This window comes from Streptomyces sp. NPDC017936, from assembly GCF_044328485.1.
In the GTDB taxonomy this organism is placed as follows: domain Bacteria; phylum Actinomycetota; class Actinomycetes; order Streptomycetales; family Streptomycetaceae; genus Streptomyces.
The window spans coordinates 504,192-525,693 of the sequence record NZ_JBIRHK010000003.1 but is presented as its reverse complement, the minus strand read 5'-3'; the positions used below and the strand labels follow the sequence as shown (position 1 = coordinate 525,693).

Annotated in this window: 21 protein-coding genes and 1 pseudogene; 17 read left to right on the top strand and 5 right to left on the bottom strand. The window is 70.1% G+C overall.

Features of this window, described 5'->3' with window-relative positions:
- Positions 1-99: 99 nt before the first annotated feature.
- Entirely contained in the window at positions 100-1,026 is a 927-nt protein-coding gene (locus tag ACH4F6_RS08920; RefSeq protein ID WP_397959216.1) for an oxidoreductase, read from the bottom strand.
- 163 nt (positions 1,027-1,189) lie between these two features.
- Between ACH4F6_RS08920 and ACH4F6_RS08915 the strand changes: the two genes are divergently transcribed.
- The 4 genes from ACH4F6_RS08915 (at position 1,190) to ACH4F6_RS08900 (ending at position 5,938) form a co-directional block, all read left to right on the top strand.
- Positions 1,190-2,347 (top strand): alkaline phosphatase PhoX, encoded by a 1,158-nt coding sequence (locus ACH4F6_RS08915; protein ID WP_397959215.1) that lies wholly within the window; start codon positions 1,190-1,192, stop codon positions 2,345-2,347.
- Positions 2,348-2,841: 494 nt separating this feature from the next.
- On the top strand, positions 2,842-3,609 hold the full coding sequence (locus ACH4F6_RS08910; protein WP_397959214.1) for a hypothetical protein: 768 nt from the start codon (positions 2,842-2,844) through the stop codon (positions 3,607-3,609).
- A 206-nt stretch (positions 3,610-3,815) separates the two neighbouring features.
- Positions 3,816-4,586 (top strand): SCO4225 family membrane protein, encoded by a 771-nt coding sequence (locus tag ACH4F6_RS08905; protein WP_397959213.1) that lies wholly within the window; start codon positions 3,816-3,818, stop codon positions 4,584-4,586.
- Between the two features lie 653 nt (positions 4,587-5,239).
- A complete protein-coding gene (locus tag ACH4F6_RS08900) occupies positions 5,240-5,938 on the top strand; it encodes a hypothetical protein (RefSeq protein WP_397959212.1) in 699 nt (232 codons plus the stop codon).
- 108 nt (positions 5,939-6,046) lie between these two features.
- On the opposite strand, the gene ACH4F6_RS08895 is transcribed toward ACH4F6_RS08900, so the two are convergent.
- Positions 6,047-6,856 carry a GntR family transcriptional regulator gene (locus tag ACH4F6_RS08895; protein WP_397959211.1) on the bottom strand — a complete coding sequence of 270 codons (810 nt, stop codon included), beginning with the start codon at positions 6,854-6,856 and terminating at the stop codon, positions 6,047-6,049.
- A gap of 300 nt (positions 6,857-7,156) precedes the next feature.
- On the opposite strand from ACH4F6_RS08895, the gene ACH4F6_RS08890 reads away from it, so the two are divergent.
- A complete protein-coding gene (locus ACH4F6_RS08890; protein ID WP_397959210.1) occupies positions 7,157-7,594 on the top strand; it encodes an ATP-binding protein in 438 nt (145 codons plus the stop codon).
- Positions 7,595-8,052: 458 nt separating this feature from the next.
- Positions 8,053-8,283: a hypothetical protein gene (locus tag ACH4F6_RS08885; protein ID WP_397959209.1), complete on the top strand. Its 231-nt coding sequence runs from the start codon at positions 8,053-8,055 to the stop codon at positions 8,281-8,283.
- Positions 8,284-8,400: 117 nt separating this feature from the next.
- On the opposite strand, the gene ACH4F6_RS08880 is transcribed toward ACH4F6_RS08885, so the two are convergent.
- Positions 8,401-8,799 carry a hypothetical protein gene (locus tag ACH4F6_RS08880; protein WP_397959208.1) on the bottom strand — a complete coding sequence of 133 codons (399 nt, stop codon included), beginning with the start codon at positions 8,797-8,799 and terminating at the stop codon, positions 8,401-8,403.
- Positions 8,800-8,942: 143 nt separating this feature from the next.
- Between ACH4F6_RS08880 and ACH4F6_RS08875 the strand changes: the two are divergent.
- Together ACH4F6_RS08875 and ACH4F6_RS08870 are read left to right on the top strand one after the other, a co-directional pair.
- Positions 8,943-9,170: pseudogene (locus ACH4F6_RS08875) on the top strand (helix-turn-helix domain-containing protein); the annotation flags it as partial.
- Positions 9,171-9,662: 492 nt separating this feature from the next.
- Complete coding sequence (locus tag ACH4F6_RS08870; protein ID WP_397959338.1) at positions 9,663-10,061, top strand: ATP/GTP-binding protein; 399 nt, start codon at positions 9,663-9,665, stop codon at positions 10,059-10,061.
- 249 nt (positions 10,062-10,310) lie between these two features.
- Here ACH4F6_RS08870 and ACH4F6_RS08865 read toward each other — a convergent pair whose 3' ends face one another.
- Complete coding sequence (locus ACH4F6_RS08865) at positions 10,311-11,540, bottom strand: tyrosine-type recombinase/integrase (protein WP_397959207.1); 1,230 nt, start codon at positions 11,538-11,540, stop codon at positions 10,311-10,313.
- A gap of 6 nt (positions 11,541-11,546) precedes the next feature.
- Positions 11,547-11,966: a helix-turn-helix transcriptional regulator gene (locus tag ACH4F6_RS08860; RefSeq protein WP_397959206.1), complete on the bottom strand. Its 420-nt coding sequence runs from the start codon at positions 11,964-11,966 to the stop codon at positions 11,547-11,549.
- A gap of 139 nt (positions 11,967-12,105) precedes the next feature.
- Between ACH4F6_RS08860 and ACH4F6_RS08855 the strand changes: the two genes are divergently transcribed.
- From ACH4F6_RS08855 to ACH4F6_RS08815, 9 genes are all read left to right on the top strand, one after another.
- On the top strand, positions 12,106-12,327 hold the full coding sequence (locus ACH4F6_RS08855) for a DNA-binding protein (protein WP_397959205.1): 222 nt from the start codon (positions 12,106-12,108) through the stop codon (positions 12,325-12,327).
- Positions 12,328-12,416: 89 nt separating this feature from the next.
- Positions 12,417-12,899 (top strand): hypothetical protein, encoded by a 483-nt coding sequence (locus ACH4F6_RS08850; RefSeq protein WP_397959204.1) that lies wholly within the window; start codon positions 12,417-12,419, stop codon positions 12,897-12,899.
- A complete protein-coding gene (locus ACH4F6_RS08845; protein ID WP_397959203.1) occupies positions 12,896-14,497 on the top strand; it encodes a phage/plasmid primase, P4 family in 1,602 nt (533 codons plus the stop codon). Before ACH4F6_RS08850 ends, ACH4F6_RS08845 begins: the two co-directional genes overlap by 4 nt.
- Positions 14,494-14,661: a hypothetical protein gene (locus ACH4F6_RS08840; RefSeq protein ID WP_397959202.1), complete on the top strand. Its 168-nt coding sequence runs from the start codon at positions 14,494-14,496 to the stop codon at positions 14,659-14,661. The genes ACH4F6_RS08845 and ACH4F6_RS08840 overlap by 4 nt, the downstream gene beginning before the upstream one ends.
- Positions 14,658-14,903, top strand: a complete 246-nt coding sequence (locus ACH4F6_RS08835; protein WP_397959201.1) for a hypothetical protein — start codon at positions 14,658-14,660, stop codon at positions 14,901-14,903. The genes ACH4F6_RS08840 and ACH4F6_RS08835 overlap by 4 nt, the downstream gene beginning before the upstream one ends.
- Complete coding sequence (locus ACH4F6_RS08830) at positions 14,900-15,478, top strand: hypothetical protein (protein WP_397959200.1); 579 nt, start codon at positions 14,900-14,902, stop codon at positions 15,476-15,478. Before ACH4F6_RS08835 ends, ACH4F6_RS08830 begins: the two co-directional genes overlap by 4 nt.
- Positions 15,475-16,302 carry a hypothetical protein gene (locus tag ACH4F6_RS08825; RefSeq protein ID WP_397959199.1) on the top strand — a complete coding sequence of 276 codons (828 nt, stop codon included), beginning with the start codon at positions 15,475-15,477 and terminating at the stop codon, positions 16,300-16,302. Before ACH4F6_RS08830 ends, ACH4F6_RS08825 begins: the two co-directional genes overlap by 4 nt.
- Before the next feature lie 355 nt (positions 16,303-16,657).
- Positions 16,658-16,993, top strand: a complete 336-nt coding sequence (locus ACH4F6_RS08820) for a hypothetical protein (protein WP_397959198.1) — start codon at positions 16,658-16,660, stop codon at positions 16,991-16,993.
- Positions 16,994-17,368: 375 nt separating this feature from the next.
- The gene (locus ACH4F6_RS08815) at positions 17,369-21,421 is read left to right on the top strand and encodes a hypothetical protein (RefSeq protein ID WP_397959197.1); all 4,053 of its coding nucleotides are present in this window, start codon (positions 17,369-17,371) and stop codon (positions 21,419-21,421) included.
- The last annotated feature ends 81 nt before the right edge of the window (positions 21,422-21,502 follow it).

Here is a 21,502-nt window from a genome sequence, read left to right as displayed (position 1 = left end):
CCACCCCCCGCCGCGGGACACGGCCCGGACCCCGGCCCCCGCCCCGCGGCGGCCCCGGCCGCGCCGGGCTCACGGACGGTGAGCGCGGCGCCGTACGGGTCAGGACCTCAGGGCCTCGTAGGACACGCCGGTCAGCTGCTCGGAGGCGGCCCAGAGCAGTTCCCCGGCCCGGTCGTCGCGGGTCCAGGGGGCCCGCCACGACGGTGCGGGCGCCCCGCGCCACATCGCGCGGGACGGCCCGGTGAAGGAGTCCGGGGCCACCCCGGGCGCGGTCGCCGCGTACAGGGCGGGCAGCGCGCCCGCCTCGGCCGGCTGGGCGAAGACGCGGTTGCCGAGCTCCATGAGCCGCTCGGCGCCCCGGCGGCCCTCCGCGCGCGGCGCCGCGGTCTGGAGGTCGGTGTCCGCGTACCCCGGGTGCGCGGCGGCCGCGACGACGTCGGCGCCGCTCGCCGCCAGCCGGCGCGCGAGCTCGTGCGTGAAGAGCAGGTTGGCGGTCTTGGAACGGCCGTAGGCGACCCAACGGCGGTAGCGGCGCTCTGCGCCGAGGTCGTGGAGGTCGATGTTCCCGAGCAGGTGGGCCATGCTGGAGACGGTCACCACGCGGGCGCCGGGCGTGGCGAGCAGCGCGGGCAGCAGCAGCCCGGTGAGGGCGAAGTGCCCGAGGTGGTTCACCCCGAACTGCGTCTCGAACCCGTCGGCGGTCGTGCCGTACGGCAGCGCCATCACGCCCGCGTTGTTGACGAGCAGGTCGAGCCGTTCCTGGGGCAGGGCCGCCGCGAACTCCCGCACGGAGGACAGGTCACCGAGGTCCAGCGCCCGCAACTCCACCTCGGCGTCCGGCACTTCCCGCAGCAGCCGGTCGACGGCCGCCCGCCCGCGCGTCTCGCTCCGGCAGGCGAGGACGACCCGGGCCCCCTTCCGGGCCAGCTCCCGCGCGGTGACGTAGCCGAGGCCGCCGTTGGCTCCGGTGACGACGGCGGTGCGTCCGCCCTGGCCGGGGATGTCGCGCGTGCTCCAGCCGGCCATGACCGTCCTCCTCCGCCCGCCTCCGCTGCTGTCCTCAGCCTAGGCACCCTCCCGTTACGGCGCGTCCACGACACGGCCACCCCGCGCTCCTAGCCTCCCTGACCGCACGACCCCGCGGCCGGTCCCGGCGGCGGGGCTCTCACGACACCCCTTGGGAGTGAGCGTGGAACGTCGTACCCTCCTGCGCGCGGCCGCCGTCGGCGGGTCCGCCGCCGTCTTCGGCGGAACCCTGTCGCGCGGCGCCGCGTACGCCGCACCGGCCCAGCCCGGCACCGGCCCGTACGGGGCGCTCGGCGCACCGGACGCCAACGGCATCCGTCTGCCGAGCGGCTTCACCAGCCGGGTCATCGCCCGCTCCGGGCAGACGGTGCCCGGCACCTCGTACACCTGGCACAACGCCCCCGACGGCGGCGCCTGCTACGCCGACGGCACCGGCTGGATCTACGTCTCCAACTCGGAGATCAACCCCTCGGGCGGGGCGAGCGCGGTGAAGTTCTCGTCGACGGGCACGGTGACGGGCGCGTACCGCGTCCTGTCCGGCACCCGCCAGAACTGCGCGGGCGGCAGGACGCCGTGGAACACCTGGCTGTCCTGCGAGGAGGTCGACCGCGGGTTCGTCTACGAGACGGACCCCTGGGGCGTGAACGCGGCGGTGCAGCGGCCCGCGATGGGCCGCTTCAAGCACGAGGCCGCCGCCGCCGACCCGGTGCGCAGGGTGATCTACCTGACCGAGGACGAGACGAACGGCCGCTTCTACCGCTTCGTCCCGACGACCTGGGGCGACCTGTCCTCCGGCACCCTCCAGGTCATGGTCGCGGGCAGCGCCACGTCCGGCTCCTTCAGCTGGGCGAACGTCCCCGACCCGGGCGGCTCCCCCACGAGCACCCGCACCCAGGTGTCGGGCTCGAAGTCCTTCAACGGCGGCGAGGGCTGCCACTACGCCGACGACACGGTCTGGTTCACCACCAAGGGCGACAACCGCGTCTGGCAGCTGAACCTCACCACCGACACCTACGAGCTGGCCTACGACGACTCCCTGGTCTCCGGCACGGCCCCGCTCACCGGCGTCGACAACATCACCGGCTCCGCCTCCGGCGACCTGTTCGTGGCGGAGGACGGGGGCACCATGGAGATCTGCGTGATCACCCCGGACGACGTCGTCGCCCCCTTCCTGCGCGTCGACGGCCAGTCCGCCTCGGAGATCACGGGCCCGGCCTTCTCCCCCGACGGCACCCGCCTGTACTTCTCCAGCCAGCGCGGCACGTCCGGCAGCTCGACGGGCGGGATCACGTACGAGGTGAGGGGTCCGTTCCGGACGTAGGGCCGGCCTCGAGCGGCCCGGCAGGAACCCGACAGCCGATCGACCGGATCGACCGGATCGACGTCGGATGGAAAGGAACCCGACAGCAAAGCGGAGGAACACGGTCGGACGGCGGCTCGTTACTCACCGACGAAGCGCACGACGGAAGCACGCCGGAAGCGCAGCAGTCGCACAGCGGTCCATGCCGAGTCCGCCGCCCGACCCCACCCCCGGAGGCACCGGCATGACCACCACCCCGTCCCGCACCATCACCTCCCCCCACTTCGACGTCCCCACCACGGCCACCGCCTCTACCTCGTCAACGCCCGCTCCACCAGCCCGCAGACCCCGGAGACGACGTTCACGGGGGTGACGGTCCCGCTCTGACCGCGGCCTCCGCTCACCGCGGTCCGCTCCCCTCCCGGAGCGACCGGCGCGAGGCCCCGCCTCAGCGGGTAAGGTGGCGATCTTCGGTCGGCGGAAGCCGTACGGAGTCCTCGAAGGCCGGGCACCTCATGCATCTCGCCGACCGTCCCGCACGCCGCCGCCTCAGCGCCGCCCTGGAGAACCTCTCCGTCACCTTCCGCGGCATGACCGCGCATCCGGACGAGCACAACTGCGCATGCCACTGGGGCAGCCCGGAGGAGCTCTCCCTCCTGAAGACGCCGGACGCGGAACTGGAGCCGGACCTCCTGTGCCGAACCTGGCAGGCCATCGACTGGACCGATCACGCGGCCGTGCTGCGCCGCATCCTGCCGCAGTTCGCCAGGGCCCTGGTCACCGGTCGCGCGGAACCCCTGTTCGGACCGGAAGAGGCCGGAGACTCCTTCGCCCGCGGGCACTGGCAGCAGTGGCCCGGCGAACAGGCCGATTCGGTCCGCGAGTTCCTGCATGCCTGGTGGATCCAGAGCCTCACCGATCCGGATGCCGCCGTCCCCGCGCACCAGGTCCTCGCCGTGTGTGCCGAGGCGTCCGGAACGCTCGGCCCCTGGCTCGCCGACTGGGAGAACCAGACCGGGGACCTCAGCGACCGGCGTCTCGCCGAGGCGGCCGCGGAATGGGAGTACGCGTTGCGGGGGGACAGGCTGCCGTGGAGCGTCGGCTGGTACGAGCACGACGAGGAGGACATGCGCGCCGAACTGGTCGCCTGGCTCCTCGGCCACGCTGCGGCACGGCTGCGCGAGGCGGGCGCACCGGCGGATCTGCAGCACCGGATACGGCTGCTCGGCCTCACCGGCGAGGACCGCTGGACGGATCCGCACCGGCCCGGCCACCGCTCCTGACGACCGGTGGGCGCGAGGGCCGCCGGCAGCCGATCGCTCGCCGGGTCGGCGCCCGGTGTTCCCCGTGGGTCCCCGCACGATCCGGCACGGGACCGGCACGGCCTCCGTATTCCGCCGTCCTGCGGATGGGTACCCGTACTCATGCCTGAGCGTTTCCTTCGGTGCATCGTCAGGATCACCGACCCGGACGGACCGAAGGAACCCCGATGCCGAACGCCTCCCGCCGGCGCCGCGTCCCGCGCCTGCGTCGACTCCTCGTGTTCGCCACGGGCCATTGGCTCGCCCGCGGCTATCTGGCTGGGTTCGCCGCCTCCGTGCTGGTCATGTTCCTCTTCCCGGGCAGCGCCTTCGCCTCAGGCCCTCTGATGCTCACGGCACCGCTCTCCCTCCTGAGCCTGGTTCTCCCCTTCGGCCCCGGCACTGAGGGCAGTGGGGCGGCCGCGGTGTTCGCTGTCGGTTCCTGGACCGTTTGGCTCCTGTCGTGCGCCCTCGTGAACGCCGCTGTGCTGGGTGCCCTCGTGACGAGATCCGTGACCACCGCACCGGCCGGCGCGCATGACTCCCTCCCCCGTGGCACGGCCCTCCCCGAGCAGGGGGAAGCGGACCGGACGCCTTCCGCGCGTCCTCGCCCGCACGGCGTTCGGGCCCTGCTGGCGCCCGCCGTCGACAACTGGCTCGCGCGCGGTTACCTCGCTGTGGTCGCGGTGGCGCTGGGGTTCTTCCTGTACGCCGTGTACCTGTCGTCGGACCCGGGGTTCGCCGGGATCTGGCCGCTCATGGCCACGGCGCCGTTCAGCATCCTCGCCCTCCTGATGGCGTCACCCGTGGAGTACTTCTCGTCCTCTTGGCTGAGCCCGCTGGTCTTCTCCGCCGGTGTGACACTGTCCGGGCTGGTCAACGCCGCGCTGCTCGGCTCGCTCGCACGCAGACTGCGGGCGCCGGGAGCCCGTCCGGTCAGCCGACGTCAGGCCCTGTAGCCCGACGTCACGCTCTCGACACCCGCTTCAGGAGTTCGGTCTGACCGCCTGCCCACCCGTGCTGCGCGGGCGGCCGTGGCCGTGTCGGACCGCACTGCGCCGCCGTTGTCCGCTGTCGTTGATGTCAGCCATGGATGTCACCTCGCATCCGCTGGGGTCACTTGCGACGCTTGCGTGTCTTCGCCTTGCGTTCGGCTTCCTTGCGCTTCTCGATGGTGTACGACGACCACTCGCCACGGTGCAGGTCGCATCGCGACGCACCGACCATCGCCAGCCGCTGACACCGAGTGCCCTTCTCCGTGAGCGCTCCACACCTGGACTGCGTACGAGCCACGTCTCCCACCCCCGGTCTCGACCGTTGTGCGGACCAGTGCAGGATTGCCGGGCACATGTCCTCTGTGGAAGGCGCGCTGCTCCGCGCAGCGGTGCACGGCGGCCCAGGGAGGTCGCTCAGGGGCGCACGCTTTCCCACTGCGGTGGCGGCGCCGGGGGTCTCGGACGGGACCGTTCACCTGCGTTCATGGGCGGCCGGCTGAGCTAGCGGCTACTGGCTCCGGTCTCGTCTGAACGTCCGCGAACGACGGCGAACGAGACGGAAGAGAGCCGAACCTCCTTCCTGACTCGGTGACTGTCCCGCGTGCCATCATCTGCACATGCTCAAGATCCCCGGATACGAAGGCGGCCCCTTGGTCCGGGGTGACGCCTACCTGGACGACCCGTTGTTCTGGCCTGTGCACCTCGGCTCCTGCCTGCGGGGGGAGGACGCACAACGAGCCGCGTTCGGCGCAGACTGGGATGCGGCCATGGAGCTGTATCGCACACTGTCCGCCGAGCATGAGTGGCCGGTGTTCAGTGTGCCGCTGCGCTCTGGTCATACCATCTACGTCGTCTACCGCAACTTCGTGGACGAATGGGGCGTGGACTATCTGATCCATCAGCCGGCTTGGTCCGAAGCGGAAACCCTCGCTGTGGTCGACGGTCACTTCATGGGGCCCGGCATGGCCTGGCCGGAACTGCTGTCCGCTGCTCGGCAGTCGGCAGCAGAAGGCATTGGTGATGCTGACGCCCGTCTCTTGCTGCTCTTCCCCACGCTCGGCGACGCGCTGCTTCCCGACGATGCAGCCGCGGCTCTCACCACTTCGCTCGCGGCTCTCACCCTGATCGAAGAGCCCGCCGAGGTGGCAAGGATGCTCCTTGAGAACCAGGGTCAATGGGCTCCCGTTCGGTGGAGGTCGGCAGGCGGCGTCTGGACCAACGACGGTGGGCACTCCTACCGAAACCCAAGCAACGCATTCGCTCTGCCCGAGGGGCGCCTTCTGGAGATCAGTAGCGCACTGCACAGCGGGAGCTGAGCACCACGTCAGGAAAGAGGCAGGGCGATCTGCCGGCTGAGCTGCGGCTTCGTCGCCCGAGGAAGCGGGTAGCTGCTCGACCGTGAGCCACCGGCGTTGACCGTTGAATCAGTGCGGGTCTGTGGGTGCCGCGTCGTCGGCGTTGGGTGAGGTGGGTTTCTGGCTTGCGTCGAAGTCGTATTCCAGGACGTAGGAGGCGGCGTCCAGGGTCATTTCGTTGACCTCGACAGGGCGGCCCTGGTCGGTGAACGCGGTGCGGCAGATGAGGATGACCGGGGTGCCCGGGGCCATGCTCAGATGTGTCATCTCGTCCGGCGACGGCATGCGTGAGCGGATCTCTTCGCGGAAGTGTACCGGCTCGTAGCCGAGTTCGGTGAGCCTGGCGTACGTGCCGCCCGGTCCGGTGTCCTCCTGGGTGATGGCGGACCCGGCGACCAGGGACAGGGGGAGGTAGCTCGTTGCGAGCAGGACCGGCTTGCTGTCGACGACGAAGCGCCGGCGCCTCACGCACGTCACCTCTTCGTCGGCCAGGTCCAGGACCGCGCTGATGTGCTCGGGGGCTGCCTCCTCGGACACGGAAACCTGGTCGACCTCGAGTGCTCTCTGATCCATGTCCGCCGACCAGATGGAGCGGCCGTTACCCCACTGGTCGCGCGCCAGTCGTTGGATGCCGTGGCGGCGAAGCGGGCGGAAGGCGCGGACGAATACGCCGGCACCCTTCCGGGCCTCGGCGAGGCCCTCGTCGCGCAGGACGCCGAGTGCCTGGCGGGCTGTCATGCGAGCCACGCCGTGCGTGGTCATGAGGTCGTTCTCTCCCGGAAGCCGATCACCGGGACCGTACTCGCCCGACTGAATCGCCTTGCGCAAAGAATCCGCGATCCTCTGGTACTTGGGCCGACGGTCATCGGTAACAGCCATTCCGGAACCCTCCTCGCTTCTCTAGACACCTTAGGCCATAGGTCGGGTGCGGGCTCGCAGCGTGTAGCCGTGCGGGACTCCGTTCGGGCGGACTGCGAGCGATGGGGTTGCCATCTCTAGAGACGTACCGAGAAGGTGATGATGTCTAGAGAGGTTGCTTCTGGTCGCTGGACAAGGGACATTCGCGTGCCGTCATCGCGTAGCGAACTCCTCTTCGGGCTGTCGGCGGGACCGTCAGACGGTCCGGCGTCCGGATTCAACGCCGCCGTGCACGTGACGGCAGCGGTAGGGAGAGTGCAGATGGCTTTTGTGATCGACCGGGACCCCTGCGAGGGTTCACCGAGCCTCGGATCGATGACCTTGCACCCGGCTCCGGAGTCCGTCCCCCAGGCGCGACGCTGGTTCCGGAAGCTCATCGTCCCGTACCACCCGCGCTGTTCGGTCGACGACTGCACGCTGATGATCTCGGAACTGGTGACCAACGCGATTCTCCACGGGCGGTCCGACGAGGAGTGGGTCGTGCGCGTCGAGTGGTTCCGAGAGGGAACGTCGCTGCGCGTGGAGGTGCACAATCCGGGCTTTCCGGCGAGCGTGCGCCTTCGCCGGCCGGACGCCGATGAGGCTCACGGACGCGGACTGCTCCTGGTCGACTCCATCGCCACGTCCTGGCACTCCGGACCGAGCCGCTTCGGAGGAACGGTCGTCTCCTTCGAGCTGGCGGACGCCTGGCCCTCATGACGCCCCGCGCAGCGCGGCCGTGGTCGCGCCCTGTGGGGGAACGGGAAGCCTCGGGCGCTCCCGGATCGCCGCCAACGTCCACCCGCACGTCGTGCAGGACGCGCAGGGGGAGGTCACGAGCCACACGGGCCGACTGCTCAGGAAAAGGTGTCCTCGCTGGGAGCGAACGCCCTCGTCGATGTCAGACGTGGATGTCGAAAGGCCCAACACTCACGAACCATCGCACGTGTTGGGCCTTTGGCCTGGTGCCCCCGGCAGGATGCGAACCTGCGACACCCACTTCAAGAGTTCGGTCATCCGACGGTTGCGGCCCCTCAACGGCACCTTGAGGGCGGCCACTCTCAACTCCTGGCGGAGGGACCGACGTTCGCCGGTCAGCCCCCCCCTTGCGCACACCTCACGCAGTGGGCGTACCGCAGGCGTCAACAGCCGCCGTGGGCCGGATACCGTTCCCCGACATGAAGATCGTGATCTGGTCCTTCCTCTCCCTGTTCCTCGTCGTCGGCGCCATCGGCGGCTTGCTCAGCGCCGTCAACGGACACGACGCCCCGGACGTCATCCGTGGACTGGCCGTCAGCGCACTGTTCTCCCGAGGGGCCTGGGGCAGCTGGAAGCGGGCATCCCGCCCCCGGCCCCCGGAAATCGCCCGTGTCGTGGAACCGCGCGAGAGACCTTGGCGGCGACGATGACCCCGCTGCCCGACACCGCCCTGACGCCTCCCGACAGGCGTGCGGCGTCCCTCGTGCGAGAAGACCTGCGCGTCAGCGAAGACGGCACCGCGCCCCGAGCTCGAGCGGCCGGGGAGGTCATCCGAGGAAGTGCGCGGCCAGGCCGACCAGCGTCGTGATCGCGGTGAACGCGCCGCCCGAGGTGTACCACCGCTTCGCTCTGCCCATGTACGCCGCGCCCGTGCCGGGGTCGGTGCCGCCCGTCGCGCAGTACGCGCCCACCGCCGCCGCGATCGCGCAGACCTCCCCGAAGACGACCCAGCCGATCCGGGCGACATCCGGCGCACCGTCGGGCAGGCCTAACGCGGCGGCCACAGCGGCCACGTCGACCAGCGTGCCCACGAACCCGCTGCCCGCGGGCAGCAGCGCCAGCCTGGTAGGGGCGCCACCGCTCACGGCGAGCTGAAAGCCCAACAGGCCGATCATCGACGCGACGAGGGTGAAGGTCCCCAACAGCGCGGGTGCGAGACTGGACACGGCACTGCCCCCCAGGGCCACGGGTCGGTGAAGTTCTCGGGGCACGCCGAAAGAGCGCCAGTGGGACGTCCGACACCCCCCGAGGGTGTTCCATAGATTACGCAACATTGGAACAGAGGGGAAACAATGGAGGTGAGAGCCTGATGTCCCCACGCCGCGTGAACCCGGTATCCCCTGCCGTCCCGCCCGCCAACCGGGAACTCGTCCTGCGCTTGCGCGGCCTGTGCGGCGAATCGGGTCTGACCTACGCCCAGTTGGCCGAGCTGACCCGCACCAGCGTGTCATCGCTCTCCCGGTTCCTCGGCGGATCCCGTCTTCCTGCGGAAGACGCTCTGAACCGCCTGTTCCAGGTTCTCGGAGTCGAGCCCGAGGAGCAGCGGCAGCTCACGCAGTTGTGGCGCCGCGCCCTCGACGAACGGCACCGGCCCGGGTCCACGCCCGGCGAGCAGGCCTCCGCCGCCACAGGGCTGAGGACGATGCTGGAAGGACTGCGGGAAGCGGCAGGCCGTCCGAGCCTTCGCCGTATCGCGGCCCTGACGGACGGTCTGTCCACCACGACGGTTCACCGCGTGCTCCGAGCCCCGGAAGGGCGTCCCGCTCTCGTGGTCCCGGTGGCCCGTGCGCTGACGCGGCTGCTGCCGGAGACAGCCGACCGGGACCGCGCTCTCGACAGCGTCCGTGAGGCAGTCAGCGACGCCTTCCCCGGACCGCCCCCCACGGTCGGGGAGTGGTCGCGGACCGTGCGGAACCTCTTGGCGCACAGTGCGGAACTGGAGCGGCAACTGGCCGAGCGGCTGTCCACCGGCGAACGGGACGCCCTCCTGGCCGACAGCCGGCGCAGTGCCGAGGAAGCCCGTGCCGTCCTGCGGCGTGCCCACCAGCAGGACGAAGGGGAATCGCCCGGCACGACCTCCCCGGCGGTCCGTGCCGTCCGTCCCCTCGCGGAGGCCGGCGACGACCGTGGCGAAGACGGCGGCAGGCCCGGAAGGCCGGCGCCCCGCTCCGGGTCCCTCGAACGCAGAGAGGCGCGGCGAGGCGAGGAGTGGGTGGTTCGACCGGTGGCCGGTGCCGGCGGCAAGGCCTACCGCTGCCCCGGGTGCGACCAGGAGATCGCGCCCGGGGTACCGCACGTGGTGGTCTCACTGGCGGACGGGAACGTCGACGACCGACGGCACTGGCACACAGCCTGCTGGAACGCCCAGGACCGTCGGACCGGGAAGCTGCGGCGGTCCGCGCCGAGCAGCCTGCGGCACCCGCTCTAGGGTTTCGGTTCGGGAGGACGGGATCGCGCACTGCCACGCCCGCGCTTCGGCCCACGCCCCCGGTCGGTGACGGCGGTGGCGCGTGCGGCGGACAGGCCGGTCACGTGGCGGCTCCGCAGGACGGGCGGCGGGTGGATCGCATGACGCGGGACAGCACGAGAGGGCGGCACCCCCGCACAGGGTGTATGGCTGACTTCCTGAGCTGGGAAGTCAGCCTTTTTCTATGCCCTCAGGGCACTCTCAGGGCACTCAGCTGAGAGCCGCTTCCATCATGTCGGCCGTCTTGTCGACGTCCGTCTCCCACAAGTGGGTGTAGACGTTCAGCGTGATCGATGGCTTAGCGTGACCAAGCCGCTTCTGTACCTGCTTCGGCGTCGCCCCGTTCTGGATGAGCACGGAGGCATAGAAGTGCCGCAGGTCGTGCAGCGTCGCGTCGTCCGGCACCCGCGCCGGGTTGCCGGCGTCCTTGAGCGCCTTGTTCGCCCGCTTCACGATCCGTCCCCACATCTTCGACCAGCTGGCACGGCGGATCGCCTGGCCGTCCTGGTTGGTGAACAGCAGATGGGCGGTACGCCAGACCGGCTTCCGCGGGTCGGTGCGGTCCTCGATGCGCACGGCCCGGGGCGGGAACTGCTTCCGGTACGACTCGACGTCGTCGGCGGCCGACCGGGCGAGCGGCACCGTGCGGTAACTCTGGCTCGTCTTCGGCTCCCCCAGGTACGGCACGCCCTTGTCGGGGCCGACCAACTGCCGGGCAACGGTCACGCCCGCGGCGGTGACGTCCTCGGGCTGCAGGCCGAACAGCTCACCCTGCCGCAGGCCCGTCACGGCGGCCAGGCGGACGAGGGGGCGATAGCGGTCCCCCGCGGCCTCGATGAGCGCCTTCACCGCGTCGGGGTGCAGCGGGTGCACCTCCGGATAGAAGATCTCCGGCAGGTCGATGTCGACGCACGGGTACTTGGCGATCGCCCCCTCATGGTGGGCCATCTTCAGAATGGACGACAGGCAGTTGTACGGCGTGGCCAGGGTCGACGGCTTGATGACCTTCTGCCGCTCCTTCACCCATCGCTGAATGTCCGTGCGTTGAATGCTGCCGATCTGCCGGTTCCCGAAGAACGGATAGACGTGCAGCCGGAGAGCGCGCTCGACGTTGGACTCGGTGCGCTGCCGGTGAACCGTCAGCTCACGCCAGCGCTCCCCCACCGCACGGAACTTCTCCTTCCCCCGCTCGCGGTTCACGAAGGTGCGGTTGTCCAGCTGAGCCTTCACCTCGGCCGCACGGGAGTCGGCCTGAGTGCGCTTCTCGAAGTTCTCCTTGCACTGCTCGCCGGCCAGATCCCGATAGCGCACCTGCCAGCGCTTCCCGACGCCGTGTTCCGCGCTCGCGTATACCGGCTTCGTCTTGGTGCTGTGCTCCTCGCACGGCTCGGCATCGGCCGGCGGCCTGGACAGGTGCCAGCGGTCATACACCTTCGCCATCGAGCCTCACTCCTCCGGCACCGACCGGTCATCGCCGCTCCACGCTCGCAACTCAGGGAGGGGCACTTCGGTATGAAAGATGCGCGGGTCCATTCCCGGCAAAGGCACAATGCCCCTGACCCATGGCCTCACCCGATGGGCTGGCAGCACCTCGTTCGGCGTCACTCGGTACGGCTGCTGGTCCTCGATTGGTACCAGCAGGTTGATCGGTGCGACGTCGAGGACACGGGCAAGCGCGAGCAGCTCAACGACGGTGACGTTCTGCCGCTTGCCGTTCTCCAGGCTCGACACGGTAAAGCGATTCCACTCGACGCCGGCCGCGGTCATCGCTTCACCGAGTTGCTGCCGGTTGAGTCCCTTCCGTTGCCGTAGGGCCGAGACCCTGCGTGCGATCGCTTCCGTAGGCCCCTCGGGCGGCGTCGTCATCTGGCAGGCTCCTGTCGTCTATGTGACTTGAGTTCACGGTAGCGAGCACTTGCGTCACGCGCAATGACGGTGCATCATCGCTCGCAACGGGCAGTTGAATGCTCGCCAATGTGAATTCATCTCACAACTTGGAGCGCTCATGGCACGGGCAACACTCCCGTACTCACGTCGCCCCCTCGCCACCGTCCCAGACCTTGCCGAGCACTACGGCGTTCCCCAAGCGACCGTTCGCCGCTGGCACCACACCCAGACCTACATCGGCCCCTTGATGTTCCGCGTCGGCAAGTACCTGCGGGCCAGGTGGGACGACATCGATCGTTACGACGCCGAGCAGGCGGGCGGAGGTCAGCGCGCGGCATGACCCTGAACAGCAACGATCCCCGGGAGTCCCTAGCTCCCGGGGATCGTGAAAGCAACGCGGCGGGCGAAGCTGCTGCCAGCGTAGACCAGGTGCGCCGCCGACGCGAAGCCGCCGACCGGTGCGAACCCCTCGACTGCGGCCACCGCGACCCGCTCGACTGCACCGCAGCCGAAGGGTCGGAGACAGCCCCCACCTCCGACCCGGACGCCGACCCGGACGCCATGACCGAACTGTGGGCCAACGCCAAGGCCGCATGGACCGCCCGCGACTTCCCCAAGTACGGGTCCCGGGCCTGGATCGCCCTCAGCCCCGACGACCCCCGCCGGCTGGCGGGCGCCCTCGAGGCCGCTGAGATGTGGCGGAAGTACGGCGACGAGGAAGAACTCATCGCCTGGCTGAAGAACTTGGGCCGCCAGCCCAACCTCGTCGACACGCGCAGCCGCGCCGAGCTCGACGCCCTCGCCAAGCCCAAGCCCCCGCACCAGTTGCAGGCCACACCCGGCTGGCCCCCCATCCGCGTACCGGGCAAGCCCGGCCGGTACCTCACATGCCCCAGGAAGGAGGCGGCGTGACCGACGAGCACGAGATGCCGCCGCCCACCAACCCGATGGCCGTGGCCCGCGAGCTGGCCCCGGCCTGGCGGCACGCTGACACCGGCCTGCTCACCCGCCGCCACTGGCGCGGTACATGGATGCGCTGGGAAGGGTCCTACTGGCGGGAGATGGACGACCAGGAAGTCCGGGCCAGCCTCTACAAGAAGCTGGAGCACGCCGAGTACCTGGCCGGGTACGACAAGCACGAGCGTCCGGTGTACCGGGCCTGGTCGCCCACCAAACGGAAGATCTCCGATCTGATGGAGGCGATCTCCGCTGTCACCCATCTGCGGCCGTCCGTCGACGCACCGCAGTGGATCACCCGAGACGGGATGAGTCGGGACTCTGGCAGTTCTAACGCGCACGGTGATGAAAGTCCCATCGTGGCTTGCACGAACGGTCTGCTGCGCGTCGCCGACCGCGAATTGCTGCCGCTCACCCCGGGGTTCTTCAACCTCGTGTCGGTGCCGTTCGACTATGACCCGGACGCCACCGCTCCGAACTGGGAGCAGTTCCTCAAGCAGGTCTGGCCGGACGACGAGACGTCCATCAAGGCGCTGCAGGAGTGGTTCGGCTACGTGCTGTCCGGGCGTACCGACCAACAGAAGATCCTGCTGATCGTCGGCCCCACCCGGTCCGGTAAGGGCACCATCGCGCGCATCATGACCAACCTGGTCGGCAAGGGCAACATGGCCGGTCCGACGCTCGCCGGCCTGGCCACCAACTTCGGTCTGGCGCCGCTGCTGGGGAAGTCCCTCGCCGTCATCTCTGACGCGCGGCTGGCCGGGAAGGACGGGCATCAGGTCGTCGAGCGGCTGCTCACCATCTCCGGTGAGGACACCATCGACGTGGACCGGAAGTTCCGGGAGGCGTGGACGGGCAAGATGCCCACCCGGCTGATGATCCTGTCCAACGAGCTGCCCAACTTCGGCGACGCCTCCGGTGTCATCGCCCGCCGCTTCATCGTGCTGAACATGACCGTGAGCTGGCTCGGCAAGGAAGACACTGCCCTCACCGACAAGCTGGCCGCGGAGATGCCCGGCATCCTCAACTGGGCGCTGGACGGGCTGGCCCGGCTGGAGCGGCAGGGCCACATCACCGAGCCGCCCGGGTCGGCTGAGGCCGTCACCACCATGCAGGACACCGCGTCGCCGACGTCGGCGTTCGTCCGTGAGTGCTGCGACAAGGGCCCCACCCGTGAGGTCACCGTCGACGAGCTGTGGGACGCCTGGAAGGAGTGGGCGGAAGACCAGGGTGTCCGCCACGGCACCAAGGCCATGTTCGGCCGCAACCTTCAGTCGGTCGTCCCCCAGGTGAAGCGGACCCGGCCCCGCGGCGACGACGGCAAGCAGGTCCCGACCTACTCCGGGATCGCTCTGAAAAGTACCGCCCGCAATGACGTGAGTCCCGACTCAACCCGTCTCAGCGGCTACGGGAGCGGCCTGAGTCGGGCTGAGTCGGGACTCAGCCCATTGCAACTCCAACACTCCGACCACCCGAAGTGCACCGGCTGTGGCTTCCCGTTCGAGCCGCTGGAGCCCGGCCAGACCACACACCCCGGATGTGATGCCGCATGACCAGCCACGTCGACCAGCAGGTGCAGGCCCGGATAGCGGCCGCCGCGCAGAAGCGGGCCAGGCGCCGCCAGCGGCGCGCCGAGCTCGACGAGGCCCGGCAGCACGGGCTGCAGGCCCGGCACAGCGCCAAGATGCGGCGCTGGGCAGACGAGGAGCAGCCGTGAGTATCCAGCCCACCCGGACGGTGTCCCTCGTCTGCGCGGCCGCCCTCCGCGGCGACGACACCGCAATGCGGCACCTCCTCTACACCTGCCCGCCCGACCTCCTGCCCGTCATCGCCGAAGCGTCCGTCCTCGCCCTCGCCGACCTGCTGCGGGAGTTCCTCCCGCCCGACGCCATCACCCGCGCCGTGCGCGAAGCACAGAACATCGCCCAGACCGAAGCCACCGAAAGGACCCACCGATGAACCGCGAGCAGATCATGACCGCCTACAGCCGCAAGCTGGAGCAGATCGAGAACAGCCGCACGTACAGCGACCACGCCAAGCGCGTCATGGCCGCCAAGGCGTACACGGCCGCCCAGGACGCCATGAACCAGCTGCGGGAGGCTGAAGTGCAGCAGCTCACCAGTCGCCGCAGCGACCTGCGCCGCCGCATGTTCGGGCACCCCGACACCAGCGACGCCCAGACCCTCATGGCCCGCCGCAACGCCACCGAGATGGCCGGGCAGCTCGACAACCCGCGCATCGCCGCCGAGGAGCTGAACAAGGCGCTCCAGCAGGGCGACAGCATCATGGCCCGGGCCATCGCCCAGCGGGCCAGCGACTGGAACTGGGGTGACGTCCTCACCACCTACGCCGACACCCGCACCGACTTCCGCCGGCTCGTCGACGAGTACAACTCGACCCCCGACCCGGCAGACCAGAACTGGCGGCTCGGCCACAACTTCGCGCACGTCGTCCCCACTCCGGACGTCCTCGGCGGGATGCCGCACCACCAGGTCGCCAGCCTCGCCACGCAGGAGCTGGAGGACGTCGCGTGAGCCGCATCCCCGCCGCGCTCACCGCCGTGGAGGCCGCGGAGCGCAGGAAGCTGCCCGTACCGGCGGACGTGTATGAGACGTCCGCCGTGCGCGGCGCCATCTTCCAGACCGTGCAGCAGCCGGACCCCGAACGGCCGGCGCTGCCCGGCACGGCCGCCGACGTCGAGCAGGTCATCCGCGAGTACGCGGCCACCCTGCAGACCCTCGACCTCACCCGGCGCGCAGCCGGCCGGTTCCAAGACGAAGCCGACGCCCGGTTCGTCGAGGCCGTTCGGGCGGCCGTGCCCGGCTGGATCGCCGGCCTGCGCAAGGAGTTCACCACCCTCGTGGGTGTCGTCAGCAAGGCCGCCGAGAAGCTGCCCGAGTCCCTCGACCTCATCGACCCGCGCCGTATGAACTGGGCCAACCCCAGCCACATGGCCGCCTACACCAAGGCCGAAGGCGCGGTGGTCCAGCTGGAGCAGCTCGTCGCCGACAGGACCTGCATCGTGAAGGTGGCAGGCGGAGACGGAGGCAAGGACAACGCCCTGTTTGCCGTCGCTGCCCTGCCTCAGCCCACCACCGAGCGGGTCATGGCCCATGACTGGAAGCAGCTGTCGCCCACCCTCGTGCAGTGGCGGGAGCTCAGGCAGCAGCCCGTCGCACGGTGGGTGTACCTGACCAGGCAGCAGGAGCTGACCCTGTCGCTGGCCACACCAGGTGAGGTCAGGCAGCGGTCCATCCAGGTGGAGCGCTGGCGCGAGGCAGGCATGGCCATGCGGTCGGCCCTGACCACAGCAGGCGGACGGCAGGCAGTGCAGACGTACCTCGCACAGACGGCATGACCCATGAACACGGCGTCAAAGGCACCGAAGCTCGCAGGTCATGACGAGCGGAGGACCCATGGAGCAGGGCTCTTTCCGGCTTTCTCGCCCGCTCCAGCGCCGTCCCCGGTCCCGGCCGGCCCCCACACCGGCCGGGACCACCAAAACGGACATAGGGGGCATACCCCCTCCCCATGATCCTTCCGGATCGGGGACGTATAGAAGCTGACTGTGGCTGACACCTGAAACGATCCCATGCACCCCGCTGACCTGCGGGTTTACCCGATACGCTGACGGACCGTCAGAGATGATAGGAGGACCGATCATGACTCATCTGAACGTTGCCGCAGGTCAGGGCGCTGCATCCGTAACGCCCGTGCCGGACGGCTTGGACGAGTCGGGCACCCGGTTGTGGGAGTCGGTGGCCGACGGCTTCGACTTGGACGTGCACGAGCAGCTGCTCCTGCTGCAGGCGTGCCGTACCGCGGACCTGCTGGACCGGCTGTCGAGGGAGGCGTCGCGGGGCCGGCTGACGATCCGGAACGCCAAGGGCGAGGAGGTGACGAACCCGGTCATCACCGAGCACCGGCAGCAGTCCCTCGTGCTGGCCCGGCTGCTGGCTTCGCTGCGGATGCCGTCGGGCGAGGAGGACGAGCGGCCGCAGCGCCGCGGCGCTGCCCGGGGCAGCTACGGCGTGCGGCGGGTGTCGTGAGGCGCCGCTCGCCGCAGGCCCGCGGCATGCCGGAGTATCTGCTCCGGTACGACTGGAGAGACTGGCGTCCGCCGGCCGATCCGGACGATCCGCAGCCCTGGTATTCGACGTGGTACCTCGGGCTGGCCGACTGGCGGGCGGCCCGGGAGGCGTGGGCGTCGGGCCGTGAGGTCCCGGTCCGACAGCTCCCGCGTGAGGTGCCGCCTCCCCGGGGCGACTTGACGGCCGCCTCCCCTGAGCGTCCGCACCGGAGCAAGCCCGGTCCTACTGCTCTCAACCGTGGGCCGCACTACCCGAGAGCCCGCGTCATCAAGCCCTGATCAAGAACAGACCCCCTCGAGGCCCGCGCCGCACGACTGCCAGAGAGGGGCAGCCATGGCGGCAATCTCCGTCGGCTCCGTTGAAGTCGACGTCGTCCCCAATGCACGCAACATCCGTCAGCGCCTGCAGCAGCAGGTCGTACCCGCAGCCGACTCGGTCGGCGACGAGGTAGGCCGGGTCCTCGGCCGGTACATCACCCGGCATATCGGCCAGGCCGTGGTGCAGGGCATCATGCAGGGCGGCCGGCAGGCGCAGGCCCCGGCGGCCCGGCAGGGCACGCAGACCGGCTCGGCGTTCGCCCGCGGCTTCAAGGGCCGTCTCGAGGCCGCCCTCCGTGATCTGCCGGAGGTGCGTCTCCACGCGAACTCCTCAGACGCGGACCGGGAGATCGCGCAGATCCGCACACAGCTGCAGGCCCTGCGGGATGCCCGTATCGGCATCGATGTGGACGCGGGCACGGCGACGGCAGCGATGGCCCGGCTGCAGGAGCGGCTGGAGCGCCTGTCGGCGTCGAGCGCGAACGTGCAGGTGCGCATCGACACGGCGGCGGCCGCCGCGCAGTTGGCGGCGATGCAGGCTCAGGTCAACTCGTTGGACGGGCAGACCGCGGACGTCGACGTCGACGCCGACACCCGTCCGGCGATCCAGGGCTTTTCGGCCCTGACGACGGCCGCCCTCGCGTTCGGCCCGGCGATCCTGCCCGTCCTCCCGGTCGTCGCGGCCGGCCTGGGCGCGATCGCCGCGGCCGGTGTCGCGGCGGCGGCCGGCATCGGCGGTATCGCCCTGGTCGCCGTTCCGGCGTTCAAGCAGATCGGCACCGTCTTGCAGGCACAGAAGGCGGCGCAGGACGCGGCCGCGCAGTCGACGGCGGCGGGCGGGCAGGCTGCGGCGCAGGCCGCCTCGAGGTCGCTTCAGTTGGCGTCGGCTCAGCAGGCCGTGGCGTCCGCCGAACGCAACGGTGCCCGGCAGGTCGCTCAGGCTCAGGCTCAGGTGACGCAGGCCCGGCGTGCGGCGGCTCAGGTGGCCGCTCAGGCGTCGCAGAGGGCGCAGCAGGCCGCACGGGCCGTCGAGGACGCCGAGGACGCCCTGAGCGACGCTCAGAAAGCGGCAGCGCGGGCGCAGCGGGATCTGACGGACGCCCGCCGCACGGCCGCGCAGGAGCTCCAGGACCTCAACAACCGGCTGACGGATTCGGTCCTGAGCCAGCGGGACGCCGAGCTGTCGCTGACGGAGGCGACGCGGGAGCGGGATGCGGTCCTGTCGTCGGCGACGTCGACGGAGCTGGACAAGCAGCGCGCGATCCTCGCCTACGACCAGGCGGTGCAGCGGCTGAAGGAGCAGACCACCGAGACGGCGCGGCTGAAGAAGGAGACGGCCGCGGCGAACAAGGCCGGCGTCGAAGGCTCGAAGACGGTGCGCACCGCTCAGGAGCAGCTGGCCGCGGCTCAGGAGGCCGTGGCGGACAAGGCGCAGGCGCTGCGGGACGCGCAGGCCGACCAGGCCCGCCAGCAGATCGAGAGCGCGCAGGCCATCGCGGACGCCCAGCAGCGCATCGTCGACGCACAGGCGAACGTGGGGGTGGCGCAGGAGCAGGCGGCGGAGCAGGCGGCGTCGGCGGCCCGCCAGCTGCAGCAGGCGCAGCTGTCGGCGGCCGGCGGCACGGATGCGGCCGCCCAGGCTCAGGCCAAATACCGGCAGGAGTTGGCGAAACTGACCCCGGCGGCCCGGACGACGATGACGGCGTACACGAACCTGCGCGGCGCGTTCTCCGCCTGGTCGAGGAGCCTGCAGCCGCAGGTGATGCCCATTTTCACCCGCGCCCTTGACGGCATGCGGCGCGCCCTGCCGGGTCTGACCCCGCTGGTCACGGGTGCGGCGGACGCCATCAGCGGCTTGCAGGACCGGGCCTCGCAGGGCTTCAAGTCGCCGTGGTGGAAGACGTTCAAGAAGGATCTCGACACGTCCGTGAAGCCCGCGATCACCGGGCTGGGTGTCGCGTTCGGCAACATCTTCAAGGGGATCATCGGCGTCATCGGCGCGTTCCTGCCGCACATGAACGGCATCAGCGGCGGCCTGCAGGACGTCACCAAGCGGTTCGCCGACTGGGGGACGAGCCTGCGCGGCTCGGACCGCTTCGAGCGGTTCCTGTCCTACGCGGCGGAGATGGGCCCGCGGGTGTGGAAGACGTTCAAGGATGTGGCGGGCGCCGCCCTGGACATCGCTACCGCCCTGGCACCGGTCGGCGCCGTGGTGATGCGCGTCATCCAGGGTGTCGCTCAGGGCTTCAGTTGGGTCGCCGAGAAGGCGCCGTGGCTGGTGCGGGCGGTGTGGGGCGTCATCGTCGTGTGGGGGGTCCTCAACGCGGTGATGGGCCTCAGCCCGTTCACGCTCATCGTGATCGGGGTCGGCCTGGTCGTCGCCGCGCTGGTGTATGCCTACAACCGGTTCGGATGGTTCCGCACCGCGGTGCAGGCCATCGGCGACGTCTTCGTGTGGCTGTGGAAGTCCATCATCAAGCCCTACGTCGAGTTCATGATCGGCTATTGGAAGATGGTCGGCCAGGTCGCCATGTGGCTGTGGCAGGAGGCCATCCGCCCGGCAGTCAACTTCATCATCGGCGCCTTCAAGCTGTGGTGGTCGGCGGTCAAGCTGTACTTCAAGGGCATCGAACTCGCCTTCAAGACGCTGGCCGCCGGGTTCTCGGCGATCTGGACCGGCATCAAGGACGGCTTCAAGAACAGCTGGGACTGGCTGAAGAAGTGGGTCCTCAACCCGATCGGCACCTTCTTCACGAAGACGATTCCCGGCTGGGCGACGACGCTGAAGGACAAGACCGTCGAGGCGTTCAACCTGGCCAAGACCGGCATCAAGACCGCGTGGGATCAGATCCAGGACATCACGAAGAAGCCCGTCGAGTTCGTGGTGAACACGGTCTACAACGACGGCATCCGCAAGGTGTGGAACCTGGTCACGGACGCGTTCGGCGGGAAGAAGCTCGACCCCATGAAGTTCGCGTCCGGCGGCATCATGCCCGGCTACACCCCGGGCCGTGACGTCCACCTCGTCCCGTCGGCCGCCGGCCCGGTGGCCCTGTCGGGCGGCGAGGCCATCATGCGCCCGGAGTGGACGCGGGCGGTCGGCGCCGGCTACGTGACCGCGATGAACGCCGCGGCCCGCTCGGGCGGGGTCGGCGGCGTTCAGGCCGCGCTCGGCTTCAAGGACGGCGGCATCTTCTCCGGCATCGGCAGCGCCCTGTCCGGGGCGTGGGACTCCGTGAAGAAGGGCGCATCCTGGCTGAAGGAGTCGTTCGGCTCCGCCATCCAGGCCGGTGTGAAGTCCGTGGTCAATCCGCTCATCGACAAGATTCCCGGCGGCAGCATCGGATTCGTGGGGCTGCTCAAGTCGCTGATGAAGTCGGCGGTGACGAGGCTGGTCGGCGCTGGGAAGAAGGGCGACGAGCAGATCACACCGAGGGTGTCCTACACCCCGTCGGCGGGCGTCGAGCAGTGGCGGCCCGTCGTCCTGCAGGCGCTGAAGGAGGTGGGTCAGTCCGCGGGCCTGGCGGACACGACGCTGCGCCGGATGCAGCAGGAGTCCGGCGGCAACCCGACGATCGTCAACAAGTGGGATTCCAACTGGATCGCCGGGCACCCGTCGGTGGGTCTCATGCAGGTGATCGGCCCGACGTTCCGTTCCTACGCCGGCAAGTACCTGCGCCGCGGCCCGTTCTCCTACGGGGTGTCCGTGGACCCGCTCGCCAACATCTACTCCTCGATGCGGTACGCGCTGGGCGCCTACGGCAGCCTCAGCAAGGCGTACAACCGGGCCGGAGGCTACGACTCGGGCGGCTACCTGCAGCCGGGCTTGAACCTCGCGTTCAACGGCACGGGGAGGCCGGAGCCGGTGTTCACCACCAGGCAGGCGAACGCCCTCACGTCGATGGCCGCCCGCGGTTCGTCCGGGCCGGCTGGGCTCCAGCCGGGCGACCAGCTGCAGCTGGTGGTCGACGGGCAGGAGTTCTCCGCCTACGTCGACGTCCGGGCGAACAACCGCCTCGACGCGACGCTGCGCCCGATGGCCGCTCAGATCGCCGGCCGGAGGGGATGAGCTCTCCCGAAACGCAGAAAGGCCCCCGTCCGTGGGTTCGGACGGGGGCCTTCTGCACCCCTCTACGGGCACTACTTCGCA

Bases quoted from the DNA above. Each gene is read 5' to 3' on its own strand.
- ACH4F6_RS08855 (WP_397959205.1), top strand. From the start codon at position 12,106: ATGGCACGGGCAACACTCCCGTACTCACGTCGCCCCCTCGCCACCGTC.
- ACH4F6_RS08905 (WP_397959213.1), top strand. From the start codon at position 3,816: ATGCCGAACGCCTCCCGCCGGCGCCGCGTCCCGCGCCTGCGTCGACTC.
- ACH4F6_RS08860 (WP_397959206.1), bottom strand. From the start codon at position 11,966: ATGACGACGCCGCCCGAGGGGCCTACGGAAGCGATCGCACGCAGGGTC.
- ACH4F6_RS08910 (WP_397959214.1), top strand. From the start codon at position 2,842: ATGCATCTCGCCGACCGTCCCGCACGCCGCCGCCTCAGCGCCGCCCTG.
- ACH4F6_RS08890 (WP_397959210.1), top strand. From the start codon at position 7,157: ATGGCTTTTGTGATCGACCGGGACCCCTGCGAGGGTTCACCGAGCCTC.
- ACH4F6_RS08885 (WP_397959209.1), top strand. From the start codon at position 8,053: ATGAAGATCGTGATCTGGTCCTTCCTCTCCCTGTTCCTCGTCGTCGGC.
- ACH4F6_RS08865 (WP_397959207.1), bottom strand. From the start codon at position 11,540: ATGGCGAAGGTGTATGACCGCTGGCACCTGTCCAGGCCGCCGGCCGAT.
- ACH4F6_RS08900 (WP_397959212.1), top strand. From the start codon at position 5,240: ATGCTCAAGATCCCCGGATACGAAGGCGGCCCCTTGGTCCGGGGTGAC.
- ACH4F6_RS08815 (WP_397959197.1), top strand. From the start codon at position 17,369: ATGGCGGCAATCTCCGTCGGCTCCGTTGAAGTCGACGTCGTCCCCAAT.
- ACH4F6_RS08830 (WP_397959200.1), top strand. From the start codon at position 14,900: ATGAACCGCGAGCAGATCATGACCGCCTACAGCCGCAAGCTGGAGCAG.
- ACH4F6_RS08895 (WP_397959211.1), bottom strand. From the start codon at position 6,856: ATGGCTGTTACCGATGACCGTCGGCCCAAGTACCAGAGGATCGCGGAT.
- ACH4F6_RS08920 (WP_397959216.1), bottom strand. From the start codon at position 1,026: ATGGCCGGCTGGAGCACGCGCGACATCCCCGGCCAGGGCGGACGCACC.
- ACH4F6_RS08840 (WP_397959202.1), top strand. From the start codon at position 14,494: ATGACCAGCCACGTCGACCAGCAGGTGCAGGCCCGGATAGCGGCCGCC.